General features: G+C 30.2%; 15 protein-coding genes and 1 other annotated feature. All 15 genes read right to left on the bottom strand.

Going from position 1 to position 21007, the window contains the following annotated elements; translation table 11 throughout:
• Positions 1–179: 179 nt before the first annotated feature.
• Complete coding sequence (locus UF10_RS08750) at positions 180–1802, bottom strand: DEAD/DEAH box helicase (protein ID WP_106777418.1); 1623 nt, start codon at positions 1800–1802, stop codon at positions 180–182.
• Between the two features lie 329 nt (positions 1803–2131).
• Positions 2132–3010 (bottom strand): patatin-like phospholipase family protein, encoded by an 879-nt coding sequence (locus UF10_RS08745; protein ID WP_106777417.1) that lies wholly within the window; start codon positions 3008–3010, stop codon positions 2132–2134.
• A gap of 77 nt (positions 3011–3087) precedes the next feature.
• Positions 3088–4266, bottom strand: coding sequence for a tRNA uracil 4-sulfurtransferase ThiI (thiI, locus tag UF10_RS08740; RefSeq protein ID WP_106777416.1), 1179 nt, complete (start codon positions 4264–4266; stop codon positions 3088–3090).
• 51 nt (positions 4267–4317) lie between these two features.
• Entirely contained in the window at positions 4318–5478 is a 1161-nt protein-coding gene (locus tag UF10_RS08735; protein ID WP_106777415.1) for a cysteine desulfurase family protein, read from the bottom strand.
• Between the two features lie 208 nt (positions 5479–5686).
• On the bottom strand, positions 5687–6727 hold the full coding sequence (locus UF10_RS08730) for an AEC family transporter (protein ID WP_242969089.1): 1041 nt from the start codon (positions 6725–6727) through the stop codon (positions 5687–5689).
• 85 nt (positions 6728–6812) lie between these two features.
• Positions 6813–7418, bottom strand: coding sequence for a hypothetical protein (locus tag UF10_RS08725; protein ID WP_106777413.1), 606 nt, complete (start codon positions 7416–7418; stop codon positions 6813–6815).
• 276 nt (positions 7419–7694) lie between these two features.
• The gene (locus UF10_RS08720) at positions 7695–8435 is read right to left on the bottom strand and encodes an amino acid ABC transporter ATP-binding protein (protein WP_106777412.1); all 741 of its coding nucleotides are present in this window, start codon (positions 8433–8435) and stop codon (positions 7695–7697) included.
• A gap of 27 nt (positions 8436–8462) precedes the next feature.
• Positions 8463–9128 carry an amino acid ABC transporter permease gene (locus UF10_RS08715; protein ID WP_106777411.1) on the bottom strand — a complete coding sequence of 222 codons (666 nt, stop codon included), beginning with the start codon at positions 9126–9128 and terminating at the stop codon, positions 8463–8465.
• A gap of 188 nt (positions 9129–9316) precedes the next feature.
• Entirely contained in the window at positions 9317–10150 is an 834-nt protein-coding gene (locus UF10_RS08710) for a transporter substrate-binding domain-containing protein (RefSeq protein ID WP_106777410.1), read from the bottom strand.
• Between the two features lie 276 nt (positions 10151–10426).
• Positions 10427–10629, bottom strand: a binding site (T-box leader).
• Positions 10630–10769: 140 nt separating this feature from the next.
• The gene (locus tag UF10_RS08705; RefSeq protein ID WP_106777409.1) at positions 10770–12719 is read right to left on the bottom strand and encodes an ATP-dependent helicase; all 1950 of its coding nucleotides are present in this window, start codon (positions 12717–12719) and stop codon (positions 10770–10772) included.
• 551 nt (positions 12720–13270) lie between these two features.
• The gene (locus UF10_RS08700; protein ID WP_207654589.1) at positions 13271–14857 is read right to left on the bottom strand and encodes a ClC family H(+)/Cl(-) exchange transporter; all 1587 of its coding nucleotides are present in this window, start codon (positions 14855–14857) and stop codon (positions 13271–13273) included.
• 139 nt (positions 14858–14996) lie between these two features.
• The gene (locus UF10_RS08695) at positions 14997–15857 is read right to left on the bottom strand and encodes a bifunctional 5,10-methylenetetrahydrofolate dehydrogenase/5,10-methenyltetrahydrofolate cyclohydrolase (RefSeq protein WP_106777408.1); all 861 of its coding nucleotides are present in this window, start codon (positions 15855–15857) and stop codon (positions 14997–14999) included.
• Positions 15847–16482: a cyclodeaminase/cyclohydrolase family protein gene (locus UF10_RS08690; protein ID WP_106777407.1), complete on the bottom strand. Its 636-nt coding sequence runs from the start codon at positions 16480–16482 to the stop codon at positions 15847–15849. Before UF10_RS08690 ends, UF10_RS08695 begins: the two co-directional genes overlap by 11 nt.
• A gap of 690 nt (positions 16483–17172) precedes the next feature.
• Positions 17173–18624: a cell wall-binding repeat-containing protein gene (locus tag UF10_RS08685; RefSeq protein WP_106777406.1), complete on the bottom strand. Its 1452-nt coding sequence runs from the start codon at positions 18622–18624 to the stop codon at positions 17173–17175.
• Positions 18625–19259: 635 nt separating this feature from the next.
• Positions 19260–20936: a formate--tetrahydrofolate ligase gene (locus tag UF10_RS08680; protein ID WP_106777405.1), complete on the bottom strand. Its 1677-nt coding sequence runs from the start codon at positions 20934–20936 to the stop codon at positions 19260–19262.
• Positions 20937–21007 lie beyond the last annotated feature (71 nt).

Here is a 21007-nt window from a genome sequence, read left to right as displayed (position 1 = left end):
GACGACATGTTATGTCGTCTTTTTTTATATTATAATTTTATAATTCCATTATTTTTCCAGTTATTAATATCTATCTTACATTAATTCTTATTTTTTGCAAAAAAAAGACAGCAATTAAAGAATTCCTCCTTTTTATGCTGTCATCTCATTTATATTTATTAAGTTATAAATATACGCTATTACTTAGATTTTCTGTTGGCTCTTTCAATATTAAGTTTATTTCCCTTAATCTTTCTGTTTTTCATCTTTGTTATTATTGTCTTGGCCATATCCTTATCAACATCTACAAATGTATATTTATCATACACATCTATATTTCCAATGTGACTACCTTTGACACCAGTTTCTCCAGCTATTGAACCTAATATGTCTTTAGCTTGAACCTTTTGTTTTCTACCAACATTTAAGAATAATCTAGTCATATCTGCAGCACTACGGTTTTTTCTTCTATTGTTTCTACCATTGTTATTGTTATCTCTAGATCTTTCTTCTTTTATTTCCATTTTTTCTTCATCGCCGATGCTATTTTTAACGATTGCAGCACAGATTTCTACCAAAGAATACTCTTCTTTTTCGCAAAATTCTTCCACCCACTGTACTTGCTTAGTCATCTTTCCTTCTTCTAAAGTTTCCTTTATAGAATCAAAGAATTGGCTAATCTTCTTACCTTCTACATCTGCTACTGTTGGTATTGGATGCTTTTCTATCTTAGACTTTGTATATCTTTCAATATCTCTTAGTCTTCTCATATCTCTTCCAAATGCAAAAGAAAATGCTATACCTTCTCTACCAGCTCTGCCTGTTCTACCTATTCTATGAACATAATATTCTTCGTCCTGAGGTAGGTCATAGTTGATAACACATTCTACATCATCAATATCAATACCTCTAGCTGCAACATCTGTAGCAACAAGTATATCTATAGTTGACGCTCTGAACTTTTCCATTACAATATCTCTTTGTGCCTGCTTCATATCTCCGTGAAGAGAGTCTGCAGAGTATCCTCTAGCCTGAAGGTTTGATACTAATTCATCTGCACCCTTCTTTGTGTTTGTAAATATAACTGTTAGCTTTGGATCATACACATCTACTACTCTTGTTAAAACTTCTAATCTGTTTGAATTTCTAGTCTCTATATAGAATTGTTTGATATTTGAAACTGTAAGCTCTTTTCTTACTACCTTGATATGAACTGGATCATTTTGATACTTCTTAGTTAAATCCAAGATTGACTTTGGCATAGTCGCTGAGAATAATGCAGTTTGTCTTTCTTCTGGAACATTAGTTAATATAGTTTCTATATCTTCTCTGAATCCCATATCCAACATTTCATCTGCTTCATCTAATACTACCATTTTTATATTAGACAACTTTAATGTCTTTCTATTTATATGGTCTATTACTCTACCTGGAGTACCTATTACTACCTGAACCCCGCTCTTTAGAGCTTTAATCTGTCTCTGTATTGGCTGTCCACCATATACTGGAAGAGTTCTTAATCCACGCATATGTGAACTTAGCTTCTTGATTTCTTCTGAAACCTGAATAGCCAACTCTCTTGTCGGGCATAAAATTATAGCCTGAACTTTTTTATCACTTACATCAATTTTTTCAAGAATAGGAATACTGAATGCTGCTGTTTTTCCTGTTCCTGTCTGAGCCTGACCGATAACGTCATTTCCTTCTAACATAGTAGGAATCGCTCTTGCCTGTATTGGAGATGGTTTTTCGTAACCTAAATCCTCAACCGCCATTTTTATTTCTTTTCTTATTTCTAACTCATTAAAATTATTTATTTCCATAAAACTTCCTTCCTTTACAATACCTATTTATTATACTTGCAAAATACATTTTTTGCAAACTATTTTTTTAAAGATTTTATAATCTTTTATTTAACACTATAAAAAAATTTTCAAGAAAATCTTTTTATTATGTTAAAAATACTTTAATATACTCTATAAATTATTTTTTTACATTTAGCAGAAAATTATATTTATTCCTTCGACTTATTTTAAATTACTTATATTAGATATATATCATTTTATACTATCTATAGAAAGTATTCTCCTAAATCTAACTACTAAAATTAAAAAGCACTTAGATTGTTAATCGATCTAAATGCTTTTTAATCTTATTTAAATAAAAACTCTTTCCACTTCTCAATATCACGATTCCCTATATCATAACCTTGATTATATATAGATGCTAATTTTTCTTTATTTGTTTCTCTATTTGTTATATTCATTTCTTCCGGATATACTACATATGCCTTGCCTTGTTTTTCAAGTTCTTCTATTTTGTCACATTGTTCATTATATACTTGAGATCTATTTATAAGGGCTTCGGCAACTCCAGGATAGTCCTTAAAATGTCTTCTATAAAACTTCGGATGTTTCACCGCTTTTTTTCTATAATCTTTTTCTTGAGTTCTAACAATAAAGAATTTATCAAAACCATCTTCTATAGCAATATCTAATGCTATTCCACCAGTAAGTCCACCATCATAATATATTTTATCATCAATTATTGTAGATGGCATCAAAATTGGTAAAGACGAAGATGCTCTAGCAATTTTCATTATATCTTCAAGAGAGTTTACATCTGAATTTGTAAAATTCCTTGCTCTATCTTCTTCAACATCATAGGCTACTATTCTATACTTTGCTGGGTTAGCTAAAAAAGTTTCATAATCGAACTCCAACCATTCTCCAGGTCTTCCAATTTCTTCATATATATATTCACTATTAAAGAATCCATTTCCCCTAAAAAAAGATTTCCAACCACCAAAGTTCGGATCATCAACCAATTCTATAAAAGAGTCCCATGTTCTTTTTTTATCTCTAGATAGATAGTTTAATGTTGCAGTAGTACCAGCTGAAATTCCTGCCACATAATCAATATATATCTCATTTTCTAAAAGTGTATTTACTATACCAGCTGTAAATGCACCTCTCATTCCTCCACCCTCAAATATTAAGGCTGTATTTTTAACATTATTTTCTAACTCCATACAAATACCTCCATATATATTAAAATTGCGCACTATAATCTTTAATTATAATGCACAATCCTTAATTTAAAATAAATTTATTCATATGATATAGTTTCCACAACTGATTTTTCTATTGCTGAATCTATTAAGGCTTCTACATCTAACTTTTCTTCTGATTTTTCTATTTTTTCTAACCTAGGCTTAGTAACTGGCTTTTTAGGAGAAAATAATGAGCAACAATCTGCCTCAGGTATTATTGAAGTTTCATATGTTCCTATTTCTTCTGCAATTTTTATGATATCTATCTTATCCATTGCTATTAAAGGTCTAAATACAGGCACAGATACAGATGCATTTGTACAAACTAGACCCTGCATTGTTTGAGATGCTACCTGACCTATACTTTCTCCAGTTATTATAGCATCACAATATCTACTCTGACCTATCTTTTCGGCTATTCTCATCATAAATCTTCTAGATAATATTGTTGTTTCTTCTTCATTACAATTTTCTGCTATAGCCTTTTGTATATTCAAAGTATTTACCATGTGTAATTTTATTGGACCGCAATATTTAGAAAGTATTTTTGCAAGTTCTCTTACCTTCTCCTGAGATCTTTCATTTGTAAAAGGATAAGAATGAAAATGTACAGCCTCTATATCTACACCTCTTTTGGCAACTAACCAAGATGCAACTGGACTGTCTATTCCACCAGATAAAAGAGTCATTGCTTTTCCATTTGTTCCAATAGGCAAGCCACCATAACCCTCTACTGAATCTGCATATACCAATGTATGTTCATTTCTATATTCACAAGTTATCTTGACTTCTGGATTTCTAACATCTACACTTACATCAGGGTTATTTAAAGTTGTAAGTACATAACCACCTATATCTATACTCATCTCTTGTGAAGTCATTGGGAAGCTCTTGTCTCCTCTTTTTGACTGTATCTTAAAAGTCTTTGCTCCATTTTTCACTTTTTCCTCAAGCATCAAAAGTGCAGTATCTTTCAATACTTGGTAATCTTTTTCTCTCTTCATAGCAGGACAAACTCCAACTACACCAAATACCTTTCTTACTTCATTCATTACCTCTTCATAATTGCTATCATCTACGTCTATATATATTCTTCCGTATTCCTTATAAACATTGAATTTACCAATTGATTTTAGCATATTTCTAATATTTCTTATAAGTTTATTTTCAAATATATATCTATTCTTTCCCTTTACTCCTATTTCACCATACTTAGCTATTAGTATATTGTACATTTCTCATTCCCTTTCAATTCTACCCTTTAATTTATGCTCTGTTTTGAGCTACTATCTTCTTTTTCTTTTAGATAAAAGTCTAATCATTTCCACATGAGACTTTATTTTTTCTACAGTGTAGTCTATTTCTTCCTTTGTATTCATATCACAAAGACTAAATCTCACAGCACCTTCTATTTCATTTGGACTCAAAGCAATTGCATTTAAAACGTGACTTCCTTTTTTCTTAGCAGAGCAAGCTGAACCAGTAGATACTGATATATTATCTCCTTCTAAATAGTGAAGAAGAACTTCTCCCTTTACATCAGCAAAAGATACATTTAGTATATGACATACTCCTTTTTCTAAATCCGAATTTAACTTTATGTCATCTATATTTTCTGATAGCTTTTCCCATAAATAATTCTTCAAATTGTTTATATATGATATATTTTCTTCTAGATTTGAAAATACTATCTCTACAGCTTTTCCAATTCCATATATCCCTGGAACATTTTCTGTTCCTGATCTAAGGTTAAACTCCTGTCCACCACCTTCTAAAAGTGGCTTGAATTTGCTGGTATCTTTTATATACATAAAGCCTATTCCCTTTGGTCCGTGGATCTTATGCCCACTAACACTCATAAAATCAATATTCATATCGCTTAATTTAAAGTCTACTTTCCCGTAAGCCTGAACAGCATCTACATGAAAAAATATTTTATGATTTTGTTTTTTCAATAGTTCTCCTATTTCCTTTATTGGCTCAATGCAACCTATTTCATTGTTTACAAACATTACACTGACCAAAGAAGTTTTTTCTGTAATAGCAGCTTCTAGTTCTTCTATATTTATATATCCCTTACTATCTACATCTAAAACAGTTATATCAAATCCATCATCTTCCAGACTTTTTACTGTGTTTAATACTGCAGGGTGTTCAATTGCAGTAGTGATAATATGATTTTTTCTCTTTTTATTGAGTGAGGCAACGCTTCTAATTATTGAATTATTGCTTTCAGTGCCTCCAGAGTTAAATATTATAGATTTATCTTCAACGCCAAGAGTTCTGGCTATATTTTTTCTTATTTGTTTTATTTTTTTCTCTATCTCAAATCCATCTCTATACGCAGCAGAAGGATTAGAAAAATCATCTGTCAATGAAATTATCATTTCTTCTACAACTTCCTTATATGGCTTTGTAGTTGCACTATTGTCTAAATAGACCTTCATCAGATCAACCCCTTTACAAAACTTTATTATACCACAGATATTCCAAGTATTAAATATTTTAATAGAATTATATTTTCATTTTTATCTATCAATTTTTATCTATCAATTTTTATAAAATAAATATGGTGCCACTAGACTTTTTCTAATAGCACCATATTTATTTGACCTAAACTCAAATAAGTTAAATCTATTTTTTCTTTCTCTTAAGCTAAATTAAATTCATACACTTTAGTCCAAATACCCAAAATGTAAATGTAACCGCCGAGAATAAAGTTGTCATTACTATTGTATTTGACATCAAAACATAATCATTATTCATACTCTTAGACATTACGTAAGCAGATATAGCAGCTGGTGAGGCAAGCATAATAAGTATTGCAAGTAAGGAATCATTTCTAAATCCCATAGATACTGCTATTGGCATAAATATCAAGGGAAGTATTACTAGCTTAATAGATGTCGAAATAAAAGAATGCTTAAATTTAGCTGTTAAATCTTTAATCTCAAAGCCCGCTCCTATAGATATTAACATCAATGCCGTTGCTGTGTCACCTACACGACAGAGAGATTGGTGAATTATAAATGGTATCTTTATTTTAAAAATACAAAATGGAAACCCTAGTGCTATACCAATTATCAAAGGATTTTTTACAATAGATTTTAATACTTTTCCAAAACTCAACTTTATAGCCTTCTCATCTTCCTCTTTATCTAAAACACTCAATTTATTGTCTTCTAAATCATCTCTATCACTTACTTCTTTAATGTCTTTTTTCTTATTTCTAAAGTTTGAAGAAATAGCTAATATAATTACAGAATATGCATTGAAGAGTGGAACCACCGCCAAAATCATCAAAGGAACCATACCAACTCTTCCATACACATTCATTGCAAAAGGAATGCCTAGTATGGCTGCACTTCCTCTAACAGACCCTTGAGTAAATGAACCGACCATAGTCTTATCCTTTAAAAATATATATGACAGTAACCAAGTTAAAAAGAACATAATAGTAGTCACTAACATACAAAATATTACCAATTTCAAATTGCTTCTAGGATCCATATGCATATCTGCTATATCTAAAAATAAAGTGATAGGAAGAGCTACTCTAAAAGCAAATTTATCAGTAACCTTCGTCCATTTTTCTGTTATAATACCCCTTTTTATTAAAAACTTTCCTAAAACAATAATTAAAAAAACTGGCATGGTTGCATTTAATGCAAACATAAAATTTTCCAAAACCAACACCTCTTATCTTTTTTGTCTAATGTATACACAACAAGACACATCTATCAGAATAATTCTGATAGATGTATTTATAAATTTATTTAATTTACTTCATCATGTTTTTGTAATCCATAATCTTAACTGCATCTTCTTTCAAATCTCTAATCAAATCACTATCTACCATATATTTATTTGATTTATTAAAAAACAACATAAAATTATCTTTTTCTCTTATATCTTCCTTCCACTTTAAATAGTTAATACTATCAAAATTTGACCTATCAAAATATGCATATATAGCATTTTCAACAGTCTTGCCATCTCCCATACTGATTTCTTGACTAAATTCAATTGAATCAATTTTAGGGTTTTTTCTTAAATTTTCTAAAATATCCGAACTTTGGTAGGCAAAATTCCTAAGTTCTGTCTGTCCTTCTGTATGAGAAGTACTATAATACACTATTCTTAGTATTCCTTTTTCTTCATTGAATACAATCCTATTTACTGAGCCATGCTTATCCTTTAGATGCTCTGAATATTTAATTGAGCTAGGTGATATTGTATCAATATCAACATTCTTAGCTAAATTATCCTGATTCAAAATATCTACTGGATCATTTTCAAGCCTAGAAAATGGATCTATCTTTACAAATGCAAATATAAGTACCGTCAGAAAGACTACAAATTTTATTAATGGATAAAATCTTTTCATATTATATAAGTAGTTCTCCCTTTCTTAATAATAAAAATAAGTCACAAATAAATAGTGACATTGGCGGTATAGTTTATTTGGAAACTTATCTATCTGAGTGTATCCCTCTAATTAAAACACTTCTATTCCCTTCCCAAAAAAAGTCAACTACCACTATTATATACGATTTTATATAAATTAGAAACACCCAATTTAATTTTATAAATATATATAGATATAAAAAGAAAAACAACCGACTATAAGTCATAATGACAGTCGGCTGTTTTTGCATTAAATTTATAATATTTTTTTAAAGAAGTCCCTCGCTCTATCACTCTTAGAGTGATTAAATACATCATCTGGCGTTCCATCTTCTACTATTTTACCCTCGTCTATAAATATAACTCTATCTGCCACTTCTTTTGCAAATCCCATCTCGTGAGTTACAATTGCCATAGTCATACCTTCTTTTGCAAGTTCTTTTATTACATCCAATACCTCATTGACCATTTCTGGGTCAAGAGCTGATGTAGGCTCATCAAACAACATCACATCAGGTTCCATAGCTAAGGCTCTAGCAATAGCTATACGTTGCTGCTGCCCTCCTGAAAGCTGTGTAGGATATGCATCTTTCTTATCTATTAAGCCAACTCTATTTAATAATTCCTCAGCCTTTTTCATAGCATCTTCCTTGCTTTTTCCCTTTACCTTCATAGGTGCTAAAATTATATTATCTATTATAGTTTTATTTGGAAATAGGTTGAAACTTTGAAATACCATACCTATTTTTTCTCTTACCTTATCTATTTCTTTTTTATTATCTAGTATACTTTTGCCTTCAAATATAATATCTCCAGATGTAGGTGTCTCTAATAAATTCATACATCTTAGCACAGTACTTTTTCCAGAGCCAGAAGGTCCTACAATTACTAGTATATCTCCCTTATCTATCTCTAAATCTACACCTTTTATTACATCTAAATTTCCAAATGATTTATGTAGATTCTTTATTTCCAATAGTGTATTATTTTCACTCATTTTATTCTCCTTTATCAACTTCTACTTTTATTTATCTACTGTCATTTTCTTTTCTAGTAAAGCAATTGCCTTAGACAAAGTAAATGTTATTATAAAGTATATCAAAGCTGCAAATAAATATGGCCCGAAAGCTTTATATGTAGAATTTTTCACTGTATTTGCAACAAACATAATGTCTGCTATTCCTACAAATGATACGATTGCAGACTCTTTAACCAAAGTTACAAACTCATTTCCAAGTGCTGGAAGTATATTTTTTACAGCCTGAGGTACTATTATAAACCTCATCGCCTGCCAATAATTAAATCCTAAAGAACGACTTGCTTCCATCTGCCCCTTATTTATCGACTGTATTCCTGATCTCATAATTTCTGCTATATAGGCAGCTGAATTCAATGTAAGAGCGACTAAACCACCTGTAAATTCAGTTCCCATACCAAGTATGCTTGGAAATTGAACTCCTACTTGAGGAAGTGCATATGCTATAATCATTATCTGAACTAGCAAAGGTGTTCCTCTAACTATCTCTATATATACTCCTGATATTACTTTTAGTACCTTAGAATTAGATATCTTTGCTATACATATTACTAATCCCAGTATAAAGCCCGCTACTAGAGCTAGTAAAGATATCAATATTGTTACGCCCGTACCTGATAGGTAAGAGCCAAAATAATCTCCTATATATCCCATTTTATCTCCTCTTTCTTATATATTATAATTTCTATTAAATACTGCAAGAATAACTATTAACTAATAATTATTTTTGTAGTATTTAATAAACTTAATTTATATACGCCACTATAATTTAAGTGGCGTATATTTTTTCTTCTTTCTTTTACTTTAATACTATTTTTTTATTATTTTTTGATACTCTCTTATTATTTTTCTTCTTTTGATACTAAGTCAACTGCATTAGAAAGAATCTTATCGTACTCACCGCTAGAATTTAACTCTTTTATCTCATCATTTAAAAGACTTATAAATGTTTTATTATTACCCTTTTTAACTGCAATAGCCATTGCTTCCTCATCGCCACCACTTGTTAATTTTAATCCTTCTAACATTTTAATACCATCATATTTTCCTTCATTTATCTTTGCAACCTTATTGTTTAATACAACAGCGTCTACATTTCCATTTTTCATATCTGTAATTAAATCTGGAACTGCTGCCAAAGCCTTGTAATCATCTTTCTTAAGTCCATCTCTTACATATGTTTCCTGAGTAGAACCCTTTTGAACCCCAAGTTTTAGCTTCTTTAATTCATCTTCTGACTTTATATTTTCCTTATCTCCAGTCTTTACAAGTACTCCATTTTCTCCCTTGAAATAAATGTCTGAGAAGTCCACTGATTTCTCACGAGTAGGATCTGGAGACATTCCTGTAATTACCATGTCAACCGTATCTGCTTGTAGAGCTGGAATTAATGCATCAAAATCCATTGCCTTAACCTCAAGCTTTACTCCCATCTTATCTGCCATCTTCTGTGCAAGATCTATATCTGCACCAACTATCTTGCTTTTACCATTTTCTGATATTGCAAATTCAAAAGGTGGATAGTCTGGAGATGTACCTACTACAACTGTTCCTTTTTCTTTAATCTGATCCAAAGCTGCCTTGTCAGAATCTTTACTACTGCCACATCCTACAGCTCCAACCGCCATTACTGCTACTAAACCTAATGCTAATAATTTTTTTAATCCAAACTTCATTTTTCATTCTCCTTCTCTTTAAAATATTATAATTTGATACAAAAAAAGCCCCTCGGTCCAAAGACCAAGAGACGAAAATTCCGCGTTACCACTCTTATTGACAGCAATTAAATATAACTTTTCAAAATAGAATTTTAAATATCATTTACTGAGTAAATTAAATATCAAAAATATAAATTAATAAAAAAGAAATACATACATATATCTTATAATTTATCTATTTTTTATTACTATCAATGAGATCTTTATATAAAAAAAAGCCCCTTGGTCCAAAGACCAAGAGACGAAAATTCCGCGTTACCACTCTCATTGACAGATATACTGTCCTCTCAAACCCTTAAGGCGGGCAACCTACTAAAATACTCTATTCTTCTAGTAACCTCCAAAGCTCTCTTCACTGTAAAATCCAATATCAGGCTCACACCAACCCCAACTCGCTGTAAATTCATTTAAGCTACTCTCTTTATCATCGGCTTATATTATGTTATAATACTTATTATACGAGGAGATATTTTAAATGTCAAGCAATTTTCTAAATATATTTTAAAATTCTTTTTATTTGGCCTTTTTATAGAAAATCTAGCTATTCTACTTTTAACCCTTATATTACATTTTATTTCTATTTAGCTTTTTTGCTTTTAGTTTTCTTGCTATTAGTTTTTTCATTTTTCATTTCATTTAAAAATCTAGATTTTGATATGCTCTTTCCATATCTTTTTAATGGGCTAGAAATCACTAAATTATTTTTTGCACGTGTTACTCCCACATATAAAAGTCTTCTTTCTTCTTCATAGTTTTCATCTTTTATCTCTTCTTCATCTGAAGCTATATATGGAATAACAGAATCATTTACACCACTTATATAAACATTGTTAAATTCCAAGCCTTTTGCACTATGCATAGTCGATAGTACAACTCCTTCATTCATCATATCTTTTGCTGAATTTGATCTCTTATCCGTTCTTTTTTTCATCTCTTCTCTAACAAGTTCAATATGCTCAAAAAATTCAAATAGCGTTTTATATGATTTTGCCGATGTCTCTAATTCATCCAAAATATCTACTATTTGTTTTGCCTTTATTTTTCTGTTATGACAATACTCTAGTATATATCTATCATAATCTAATGTCGTTCTAATATATGATATTGCATACTCTGGAGCAAGTCCCCTTATATAGTATAAATCATCATTTAAGTCTTCAAGATCTTTTTTTTGGAAAGATTTTATATCTTCATTATCCATTAATGATTCGAAAAAATCCTTAGATTCACTTGCCTCTTTTATAGCATATTTAGATATGTATCTAAATGGTTTGTTTATAATTCTAGCCCAATCGTTATTTGTAGCTATATTTGCCGCTATCTTCATATAAGATATTATATCTAAACTCACCCAATGATCATATATACTCTTTGCCAAATCCTTCAATACAAATGGTATTCTATAGTCCATAAAAACATCTACAAATGCTCTTGCCTGCCTATTCGTTCTATACATGACCGCAAAATCACTATAATCAAAATCACTGCTATTATCCTTCTTATTTTTATCCAAATATTTATTTTTTGATTCCACAAGAGTCTTTATCTCTTTAGCAATAATTATAGCCTCATCATCTGTATCCTTTGGCGAGATATACCTTATTTCTCCATTTTCCTTTGATTTTGAAACTATAGATTTTTCATATCTATTTTTGTTATTCTTTATTAAATTTTGAGATGTTTCTACTATATTTTCTTTGGAACGATAATTTGTATCTAGAGTTATTTTTTTTGCATTTTCAAAGTGTTTTTCAAAATCCATCATAAAATCTGGTCTTGCTCCTCTAAATCCATAAATACTCTGGTCCTCATCTCCTACAGCAAATACATTGTTATTTGGATGGGCTATTAGTTTGATTACTTCAAACTGTACCCTATTAATATCTTGAAACTCATCTATTAGAATATATTTATATACCTGCCTCACAATATTTAGTACTGCTGCTTGTTTTTTGAGTAAAGAATATGCAAGTATCAGCATATCATCAAAATCAATTTTGTTTGCAGACCTCTTTGCTTTTTCATATAGTCTAAAAATATCCTGAAATTCCTCATTTGAAAAACCCTGTGATTCAAATTCAAGTGGATTCATAAGTTCATTTTTTACAAGAGATATTTCTGACAAAACATCTGCTACATCATCGTCATTAAAATTCACTATCTTTAAGTGTTTTAAAATACTCTTTATAAGAGCGAATCTATCAGATTCCGATATTAAATCTTCTATCTTAACTCCAGCATATCTCCTTAAAATCCTGAAAAAAGATGAATGGAATGTTCCAAAGTTTACTTTTTTTATATTGTCATTATTTGACAACTGCAAGGTCTTTTTTCTCATCTCTACAGAAGATGCCTTTGTGAAGCTAATTGCTAGTATCCTAGTCGCTGCTATATTATGATTTTCTATCATATTTACTATTCTATGGGCTATAACCCTAGTTTTTCCAGATCCAGGCCCCGCTAAAACTAAACAGGCTCCATCTATATAATTCACAGCCAATTTTTGATTATTATTTAATTCTTCCATAATATCTCCCTTCTTGAGTTTTATTTCTAAAATCAAAATTTTTAGTCATTCTTTTATAAAACCCAGCTTTACTTCTATTTCAAACTTTATTGACAAGTATAACTTGCTTTTAGCTGACTTTATTTCACTTATCTTTAATAAAGCTATTATATTTTATTAATTTATTTATATTTTATTAATTTATTTATATTTTATTGATTTATTTATATTATATATTTTATTTAAAAACTATAACTTACTTTTATTTAAAAACTATAACTTACTTTTATTTAAAAAACATAACTTGCTTTTATTTAAAAAACATAACTTGCTTTTATTTAAAAACTACAACTTATCTTTATATGCTTTTTAAAAAGCTATATTTTTTAATATATTTAATAAGTATAATTTATTTAATATCTATTTTACATAGTATAATCTATACCATTTTATCACATCTCTTATAAGATTGACTTAAAATTAGCCATTTTATCCTAAAATAAGATATATCTTTAGCTTAAATAATAAATAAGACCAAAGGATATCCCTTGGTCTTATTTGTTATTTAATGATTATTCAATAGAAGATGTTGTTAGATCAGTTAAATAATCCAACATATCAGCCGATTCAGTCTGATTTACCATTACTAAAAGCAAATCTCCCTCTAACATTTTTGTATTTCCCCTAGGTATTATTTCTTTTTCACCTCTATATAGGGCGACCAACAAGCAATTTTGTGGCCAATTAATTTCTGATATTTTTTTGCCTTCTACTTCACTTCCTATATGAACCGAAAGTTCTACTAATGTTTTTTTATTTTCTCCGCCTTCATATTCAATATGCTCTTTTTCCAATATATCATCGAGCAAATCATCATAAACAGGCCTTACACCTAGCATATCAGATACTAGCATAGCTATAAAAACAACCACTGAAAGCGGCAACAACTGCTCAAAAGACCCTGTCATTTCAAATATAAGTATGATTCCTGTAATAGGTGCTTTTACTATAGCTGCAAAATGACCTGCCATTGCCAAAATTGCAAAGTTAACTAAAAAATTTGCTGGGATTCCTAGATATTTAATACATATAGTACCACATATTCCACCTATCAAAGCCCCTAGTGCTAATAAAGGGAAGAATATTCCGCCTGGAACTCCTGAGCCAAATGATATAAATGTAAATAAATATTTTATAATTAGTGCTACAAACATCATCAAAATACTCATATGAACTGTTCCCAGACTCATTATTAAGCTATGACCTCCACCTATTAGTACTGGAAATACCATACCTATAATTCCTGAACATATAAATGGAATCATTATTTTAAACTCAGTCTTAATTTTTAAATCCCTGTACTTGTGTTTAGTATACAGTAATCCTTTATTAAATATATAGCTGCTTAGTCCAACCAAGACTCCAAGTAGTATTAAAGACCAATAATATTTTATCGGCATCTTACTGAGCATATTAAACCTAAGAGCTGGATTGATTCCAAGCACAAATTTACTTAATATATCTGCACTAAGAGCGGATATCATAGCAGACATAAGAACTATAGGTGAAAAATTCTTATGAATCTCCTCCAGTGCAAACATAACACCAGCCAAAGGTGCATTAAATGCTGCAGCTAAGCCTGCAGATGCTCCACTAGTAATTAAATACTTATGTTCATAATCCATCTTATTGCTCTTTTTTGAAATACCTTCACCTATTGCTGCCCCCATTTGCACAGATGGACCTTCTCTACCTACAGACAATCCAGCTGCCAAACACATTATTCCTCCAAAGAACTTATATATGAGTACTTTAAACCAGTTAACTTGAATCCTTCTAGTCATTATTCCCTTAACTTGTGGAATACCAGATCCCGAAATATTTGGCTCTTGTTTTACACAAAACGCTACAAACATTGACATTAAAATCAAAACAGCAAAAACAGCCATTATTATCAATGGTTTACCGTGGGCATAATCATATATACTTACAAAATGACCTAGCAAATACTGACCTAAAATCCTATATAAAACTATAACTGCACCACTCACAAGCCCTATAATTAAAGAATGGATTATCATTTTATATTTTAAGCCATGATTATCTTTAAGAATATTTGTAACATTTTCATCCTTACTATTTTTCAACCACGAAAACATACTACCTCCTTAAACTACACTTGACTAAAATTTTATAGTCAAGTTTTGATGAATTTATCTATATATAACAATTATTAAGTATGTTTTTTATAAATATCTTATTATTTTTCTATAAATTTCTTACTCTTTTATAGATCTATTATAAATTATTTAAACTCTTGCAAGCTTTTACTAAGTGTTTTACCAAGACAGATGTAGTTACTGATCCGACTCCTCTTGGTACTGGTGTAATTTTGCCTACCTTGTCTATAACAGAATCAAAGTCAACATCACCGCACATATTTCCCTCTTCATCAAAATTTATACCTACATCTATCAAAACTGCATCTTCTTTAACAAATCTGCTATCTAGCATTTTTGCTCTTCCCATACAAGAAATCAAAATATCACTGTCACTAGCTATTTTTTCTATGTCCTTAGTTTTAGAATGACACACTCTAACTGTTGCATCTCTATTCATAAGAAGTAGGGCTAGAGGTTTTCCAACTACTAATGATCTTCCCAATACAGAAATATTCTCAGACTTTATATTAATATCATAAAAATCTAATATTTCTATCACTGCTTTTGCTGTACAAGGAGCATATCCAGTATTATCATTTGACATTAGTTTTGCCATATTTATTGGAGAAAAACAATCAATATCCTTCACTGGATTGATTGTATCTGCTACTATTTCTTCTCTTATTTGTTTTGCAAGAGGTCTAAAGCAAAGTATGCCGTGTATAGATTCATCAGTATTTAAACTGTTCAAGGCCTTTATATATTCTTCCTCAGAGCAATTTTCATCGAGTTCTATAATTCTTACATCTATTCCACACTTAGAACATCTATTGCTTGCAGCTCTTTGATAGGCTGCATCTTCTTCTCTATTTCCGACCTTCAACATTGCAATAGTAGGATTTATACCCTTGCTCTTTAGATCTTCTACATCTTTAACAACGTCTTTTGTGATAGAATCAGCAACGTTTTTCCCTAAAAGTAATTTTTTATCTAACATCTTCTAACACCTCACTATATATTTTATCGCACTTTTTACAGATTTCTTCTAATAATTCTTCCATCTCTTTTGAAATATTATCCACAAATTCACAGTCTTTTATATCTTTTATGTTGATAAGAACATTTAATTTTGCACTTAATGCAGCTGATTTTATCATCTGAACTCCTACCCCTACATCACTTATCAACATCTTAGAACCTTTTGTTGATAACTCTTCGTGGATATTTACTACTTGAGAGCACTTTCTAATCACATTCATAGGTACAATAGAAGCATTTTTCAAACACCTTTGCATCTCGATATTCTTTAGTTCTTTTTGCTCATCTGTTTCTTTTGGCATCTTATAGGCAGCTGTTAGTGGCAAAAATGCTTCTGCATCTTCGTCTACCATAGAAAGTATCTCTAAAAATAACTTATCTGTTTCTTCAAGTATATTTCCTATATCACTTTCATATTCTGCATATTTCTTTTTACCCGTAGTAAAATTAGCAACCATAGATGCTAGAGAGTTTGCAAGAGTAAGTGAGTAAGCTGCTGCACTTCCACCACCAGGCATACTCTTATTTGATGCAAGCTCTTTTGCATAATTTTGCATAGTCATATCAATATATTTTGTTTTCATATTTGCCCCCCTATATCAAAAGTAAAAAAATCGTCAGTAATTAAAAGTATACCATTTTTTGATTAAAAATTAAAGGAAGCCAACAAATTTGTCAGCTTCCTTATCTAAAAATTAAGATGTTGTACTCAATATCATCTTTCTCTTGTGCGTAAAGTTCACTCTAAAATCAATACAATCTTGACTTGAATTCTACATCGCAATCACCAATCCTTGTCTTATTTTGTGCCTCTCCAAGCAATACATCAATGTTCCTATCACAATATTTTAAAAGTATATAAAAATACTGTATTAAAATATTACTAATCTCTTTTATAAACTAATCTTAATTATATTTTACTACTTATTAGTATTATACCCATCTTTCCAGCAAAAGTAACATATAGTCATAATTTTCAGTTTTTTTATAGGAGTTTTACTCTTTCTATTGTACTTTTTTTGAAACTAAGCCTTATCAACTTAAATGTAAATTTAAAAGGGCTAATAGATATTTTGATCCATTAGCCCTTTAGTACTGATTATTAAATTTTCCCACCTTTTCTTTCTCTTCTTTCTTTTCCTTATTTGTCATTTCTTAAATTAACGCAATATATTTTTGTGAGACTTTGATGTTTATATATCTTTTTTATTTCTATTCATTTTACATCGCAACACCCCTTTCACATTAATCTTTTATTTACTATATTTTATAGACTATGCAAGTTTTAACTCTTCTTTGAGATACTTTATAAGTCTATTTGATACACTTTCTTCACCGCCAATAACTGTAAATCTTCTCATATTAGAACTTTTAACATAATCTTCTATTGAGTCATCAAGCTTATCTTTCTTAATCAATAATATAGGAAGATCTCTGCTAGCTGCATAAGTTCCTGCCGATATCGAATCTGCAAAATTATTTCCACTAACATATATTCCCAGAGTCGCATTTGGATACTGATACTTTGCTATTTCAACAGAACTTTCATATCTATTTTTGCCACATAATCTTCTTATTTCTCTTGCTCCCTTATACACTTCATTTGATAAATGCTCTATGCCTGTATCAAATCCATACTTTATATCAAACTCCACTATATTAGATACACTTTTCTCGCCACCTGCAATAATTACCTGCAATGGCTTCCAACTTGCAATGGCTTTTTTTGTAGATTTACTTAAATCATCTTTTTTTGATAGCAAAATTGCTGCATCTTTTTTAGTTGCTACTGATGATATAGACAAGGCATCTGAAAAGTTTTCTCCTGATGCTATAAGAATAGTATTTTTATTTCCACTTCTTCTTACTTTTTCAGCTACTAACCTTGCTGTATCATATCTATCATCACCAGCAAATCTTGAAATTTTTTCTACCTTAGATGAAAGTACACTCTCAACAGACTTTGATATTGATTGATTCGATCCAACTAGATATACATCTTTTACTTTTAGCCTCTCTATTTCTTCAAGTGTAGCTTCTGGTAAGTCCCTTGATCCTGTAAACAATATTGGGGCATCTAGTTGATGAGCCAGCGGTATCGAGACAAGTGCATCTGAAAATTTATCCTTATTCACAATAAGAGCTGATTTTGATCTAAATCTATGAGTTTTTTTACTCAACTTTACAGCTGTCCCAATTCTATCATCACCGCATATCCTATCTTCTTCCTTAAATATCGATGTTTTTTCTATATTTTTATTTTTTTCTAGTTTTGAGTTATTCGCTTTAACTTCCTTCTTACCATTTTTATTCCAAAGTACAGCTTCAGACACACTTTCTGTCTTTACTTCATCATTTGAAAGAATAGGTCTATTTTTTACAGTTACCTGAATATAGTTGCCCTCTATACTTTTAACCTTGGAGTCTGGAATATGTATTTTCATTCTATAGTCATCTAAAAGCTCTACACTACATTCTTCACAGTCTTCCTCTTTACTTAATATATGGTCTACTGCATCAACTGTAGTTATTGAAGATACTATGCTTTTCTTTATTCTATGAACTACATTTTCCTTTTCCTGCATCCATATACCCGTATTATCTATTACAGTAAGCAACTCTTTATTAATATTTTCCAAATCTTTTCCATATTTTATTATTATCTTATTGCCATCTGGATCAATATTATTTATCAAGAGTTTATTTTCTCTTTTTTTTACTTCCAAAGTTGCCTTTAATAGCTGTTTCTCTCTTTCATTTTTACTTTCAATCTCTATTTCTACCCTATCAGATATTATATTTTCATTTTCTAATTTTATTACTTCAATAAATTTTACTCCATCTGATAGTTTCGTATCTTTTTTAGGTACTAACTTTATTCCTTCTTTTTCAAAATCTTCTGAATTTATAAGCTTTTTTTCTCCATTTATATCAGATATTTTAATTTTTTATTTTTCATTAATCTCCCCCTTTCAGCCTATTTAATATCATTAATTTTATCTGCTATTAGAAATTTTACTAAATCTTTATTAATAAAAAATTCATAAATAGAAATTTAAAATCTTGTTTTTTAATCTATACCCTTAAAACTTTACTTAAAAACAACTTAATTAATTCATAAATGTAACTAAGCTTAATTAAAATCTTTTTTATAAATTTATTACTATATTTTTTTATTTTTCTAAAGTATTTCGAATATATATTCTTCTCATTAAATATATATTCAAATACTAGTTTTTCAATAAAAATATTTATTTTTTTATGATTTAAATCATAAAATATAAAAAATAGCACTGAAATATCAGTGCTATTTAACATAAAAAAGTATCTAGTTTTTTTATTTTTACTTAATTTAATTTTTTTAGAATAAACCTGATATTTTACCAGTTTTATCTACATCTATTCTTTGAGCTGCTGGCTTCTTAGATAATCCTGGCATCTTCATAATAGCACCTGTAAGTGCTACGATAAATCCTGCACCTGCAGATATCTTCAAATCTCTTACATTTATTCTAAATCCTGTTGGTCTTCCTAGCTTACTTTGGTCATCTGATAGTGAATACTGTGTTTTTGCAACGCATATAGGTAATTTACCAAAGCCTAAGTCCTCTATTTCCTTTATCTGCTTCTCTGCATCAGAAGAATAATCAACTCCATCCGCTCCATATATATTTTTAGCTATTGCATCTAACTTTTCCTTTATAGTCATATTTTCTTCATAGCAATATCTAAAGTTATTTTCACCATTTTCTATCAACTTTATAACTTCATTTGCTAAATCTATTCCGCCTTCTCCACCTTTTGCCCATACTTCTGAAAGTGCAACATTAACTCCTAGTTCATTACACTTTTCTTCTATAAACTTTAATTCTGCCTCAGTATCTAGTGGAAATCTATTAATAGCAACTACTGCAGGTAGATTATATACCTTTGTAATATTTTCTATATGTTTTAAAAGGTTAGGAATACCCTTTTCTAGAGCTTCTAAGTTCTCAGAGTCCAACTGATCCTTTGCTACTCCACCATTATATTTAAGAGCTCTTACAGTGGCAACTATAACTACTGCATCTGGCTTTATATCTGCTATTCTACACTTAATATCTAGGAATTTTTCTGCACCAAGATCTGCACCAAATCCAGCCTCTGTAACTACATAATCACTCATATGCATAGCCATCTTTGTAGCTATAACTGAGTTACATCCGTGAGCTATATTTGCAAATGGACCACCATGAATTATTGCAGGAGTTCCCTCTAATGTTTGTACTAAATTTGGCTTTAGTGCATCCTTTAGTATTGCTGCCATAGCACCATTTGCCTGCAAATCTCTTGCAGTAACAGCTTTTCCGTCATAACTATAAGCTACTACTATGTCACCTAAATTTTCCTTTAGTTCAGAGATATTATTTGACAAGCAAAATGTTGCCATAACTTCAGAAGCAACAGTAATGTCAAATCCATCTTCTCTTGTTACACCGTCTATCTTTTTCCCCAAGCCATCTACAATATTTCTTAGTTGTCTATCATTCATATCAACACATCTTCTCCAAGTTATTCTCTTTGGATTTATATTGAGTTGATTACCCTGATATATATGATTATCAAGCATAGCCGCCAAAAGGTTATTTGCAGCTCCTATTGCATGCATATCTCCTGTAAAATGTAGATTAATATCTTCCATAGGTATTACCTGAGCATATCCACCACCAGCTGCTCCACCCTTGATACCAAAGACTGGTCCCATAGATGGTTCTCTAAGAGCTGTAATTACATTTTTACCAAGCTTAGTAAAAGCATCAGCTAGCCCTATTGAAGTAGTTGTCTTTCCTTCTCCTGCAGGAGTTGGGTTGATAGCCGTAGTAAGTATAAGCTTTCCCTTTTTATCTTCAATTCTGTCCAATACATTATAATCTATTTTTGCCTTATATTTTCCATATAGTTCTATATCATCTTCTAATAGACCTATTTTATCGGCAATTTCTCTTATATCCTTAGCTTTTGTTTCCTGAGCAATTTCAATATCTGATTTAAATCCCATTTGAACCTCCCCTAAACTTTTTAGCACATTATTACGATTTTTATAGACTCAATACTAGAAATAATAGACTA

Source organism: Peptostreptococcus russellii (genome assembly GCF_003012055.1).
Lineage (GTDB): Bacteria > Bacillota > Clostridia > Peptostreptococcales > Peptostreptococcaceae > Peptostreptococcus > Peptostreptococcus russellii.
This window is presented reverse-complemented; position numbering and strand designations above follow the sequence as displayed.

Excerpts from the sequence above, each read along its gene's own strand:
- UF10_RS08750 (WP_106777418.1), bottom strand. The coding sequence starts at position 1,802 with ATGGAAATAAATAATTTTAATGAGTTAGAAATAAGAAAAGAAATAAAA.
- UF10_RS08745 (WP_106777417.1), bottom strand. The coding sequence starts at position 3,010 with ATGGAGTTAGAAAATAATGTTAAAAATACAGCCTTAATATTTGAGGGT.
- thiI (WP_106777416.1), bottom strand. The coding sequence starts at position 4,266 with ATGTACAATATACTAATAGCTAAGTATGGTGAAATAGGAGTAAAGGGA.
- UF10_RS08735 (WP_106777415.1), bottom strand. The coding sequence starts at position 5,478 with ATGAAGGTCTATTTAGACAATAGTGCAACTACAAAGCCATATAAGGAA.
- UF10_RS08725 (WP_106777413.1), bottom strand. The coding sequence starts at position 7,418 with ATGAAAAGATTTTATCCATTAATAAAATTTGTAGTCTTTCTGACGGTA.
- UF10_RS08720 (WP_106777412.1), bottom strand. The coding sequence starts at position 8,435 with ATGAGTGAAAATAATACACTATTGGAAATAAAGAATCTACATAAATCA.
- UF10_RS08715 (WP_106777411.1), bottom strand. The coding sequence starts at position 9,128 with ATGGGATATATAGGAGATTATTTTGGCTCTTACCTATCAGGTACGGGC.
- UF10_RS08710 (WP_106777410.1), bottom strand. The coding sequence starts at position 10,150 with ATGAAGTTTGGATTAAAAAAATTATTAGCATTAGGTTTAGTAGCAGTA.
- UF10_RS08705 (WP_106777409.1), bottom strand. The coding sequence starts at position 12,719 with ATGGAAGAATTAAATAATAATCAAAAATTGGCTGTGAATTATATAGAT.
- UF10_RS08700 (WP_207654589.1), bottom strand. The coding sequence starts at position 14,857 with ATGTTTTCGTGGTTGAAAAATAGTAAGGATGAAAATGTTACAAATATT.
- UF10_RS08695 (WP_106777408.1), bottom strand. The coding sequence starts at position 15,857 with ATGTTAGATAAAAAATTACTTTTAGGGAAAAACGTTGCTGATTCTATC.
- UF10_RS08690 (WP_106777407.1), bottom strand. The coding sequence starts at position 16,482 with ATGAAAACAAAATATATTGATATGACTATGCAAAATTATGCAAAAGAG.
- UF10_RS08680 (WP_106777405.1), bottom strand. The coding sequence starts at position 20,936 with ATGGGATTTAAATCAGATATTGAAATTGCTCAGGAAACAAAAGCTAAG.